The organism is Synechococcus sp. PCC 6717 (assembly GCF_022698185.1).
GTDB lineage: Bacteria > Cyanobacteriota > Cyanobacteriia > Thermosynechococcales > Thermosynechococcaceae > Thermosynechococcus > Thermosynechococcus lividus.
The window spans coordinates 1-1400 of sequence record NZ_JAKLTV010000066.1; the positions used below are offsets into that span (position 1 = coordinate 1).

The following is a 1400-nucleotide window of genomic DNA, read 5'->3' on the forward strand; positions in this document are numbered from 1 at the left end:
TTGTCGTGGTGTATGAGGACTTGCAGGTGAAGAACCTAGTCAAGAATCATCATCTTGCCAAATCCATCCATGATGCTAGTTGGTCTCAGTTCACCCAATGGCTGGACTACTACGGGAAGGTGTGGGATAAGGCAGTAGTGTCAGTACCGCCACAATACACCACACAGGACTGTACTCATTGCGGTCATAGGGTGCCAAAAACTCTATCCACTAGAACCCATAGTTGTCCTAAGTGCGGGTTTGAGTTAGACAGAGACCAGAACGCGGCTCTGAATATCTTGAAAAAGGGGCTAAGCATCTTGGGGATGGAATGGCAAAACAGTACCCAAGGGCATTGGGGAACTGGGGAGAAATCCCAAACGACTGGGGAGACAAGCACCTCTGCTATGGATGGGAAACCTGAAATGGTAAGTGCTGTCGCTGAACTAGTAACAAGAATCCCCTGCCTTTAGGCATGGGGAGTATGTCAACCTGAAACTTTGCGGTTCGGGTCTAAACCCGCTCCAGATACTTGGCCTCTAGTAAAAAGGAGCCACGCTCTAAGCGGACAACCCAGTAATTGCCCGGCTGCTGCCCCAGGATGATCCCTTCCTCGCCAAGGGTTAATACACTGGGCGGACGGAGCATGGGCATCGGTTCAGCAGTTTTGACATAGGCAGGCAGTTCAATCAAACGGACGCGATCGCCCACAGAAAACGATTGTCCCATTGCTTTAGATGTACGACCTTCTTCTACTTTACTCCTCATCTTGTCCACCCCACCCCCATAGCTGAGGATTTCTCCTTGACTTTGTGACATTCCCCCCGTTGCAAGCAGACGGGGAATTCAAGCTATGGAGATTAAATTGATTAAGATTGAGCAGCTAAGGATCGCCACTCTTGGATCAGTATTGGTGAAACATTGAGTATGATGCTTGATTGATGGAGGCTAGGAATTTCCAATCGCAGTGGCACCGCAGGGTCTAATTGCATCAAAATAGGCTGCAAATCATACTGAGCAACATTTGGTTCCGGATTGGCAGAATCCGTGAAGATTTGGCTCTATCGTCCGAGTTATGCTTAATCAATAGCTAAATGCCAGCAAATTAAGCAACGTAACTGAAAATTGTCAAAGTTCCTGAACCCATAACCTGACCGCTTGATCAGCTTCAATTTATTGTTAATACCTTCAACAACACCACTATTTGTGTGATTATCAAAATAGGCGGTGACTTCRCCAAACCACCGATAAATTGTTCTTACGCTCTCTTGAAAAGAATCCTGAGCTTGAGCTAACCAATCGAGCAATTGAAAGGTTCCATCTCTCCAATCTTTTGCTTGCTCAAAGATGGCTCTAAACGATTCCTTCTCCTGATGCATTCGAGCCAGACTTGGCACTACTTCTCGAATTTCTTCCAGAGA

At 46.7% G+C, this 1400-nt stretch carries 4 protein-coding genes; 1 reads left to right on the forward strand and 3 read right to left on the reverse strand.

What is annotated here, in order from left to right:
• Nucleotides 1-26: 26 nt before the first annotated feature.
• The gene (locus tag L5470_RS13325) at nucleotides 27-452 is read left to right on the forward strand and encodes an RNA-guided endonuclease InsQ/TnpB family protein (RefSeq protein ID WP_499500256.1); all 426 of its coding nucleotides are present in this window, start codon (nucleotides 27-29) and stop codon (nucleotides 450-452) included.
• Between the two features lie 40 nt (nucleotides 453-492).
• Here L5470_RS13325 and sipA read toward each other — a convergent pair whose 3' ends face one another.
• The 3 genes from sipA to L5470_RS13340 all read right to left on the reverse strand — a co-directional run.
• Entirely contained in the window at nucleotides 493-747 is a 255-nt protein-coding gene (gene sipA / locus L5470_RS13330) for a regulatory protein SipA (RefSeq protein WP_499500254.1), read from the reverse strand.
• A 101-nt stretch (nucleotides 748-848) separates the two neighbouring features.
• Complete coding sequence (locus L5470_RS13335) at nucleotides 849-1034, reverse strand: DUF3122 domain-containing protein (RefSeq protein ID WP_499500257.1); 186 nt, start codon at nucleotides 1032-1034, stop codon at nucleotides 849-851.
• A gap of 24 nt (nucleotides 1035-1058) precedes the next feature.
• A partial coding sequence (locus L5470_RS13340) for an ISL3 family transposase (RefSeq protein WP_499500255.1) occupies nucleotides 1059-1400 on the reverse strand: 342 nt, incomplete at its 5' end.

Bases quoted from the DNA above. Each gene is read 5' to 3' on its own strand.
- sipA (WP_499500254.1), bottom strand. From the start codon at position 747: ATGAGGAGTAAAGTAGAAGAAGGTCGTACATCTAAAGCAATGGGACAA.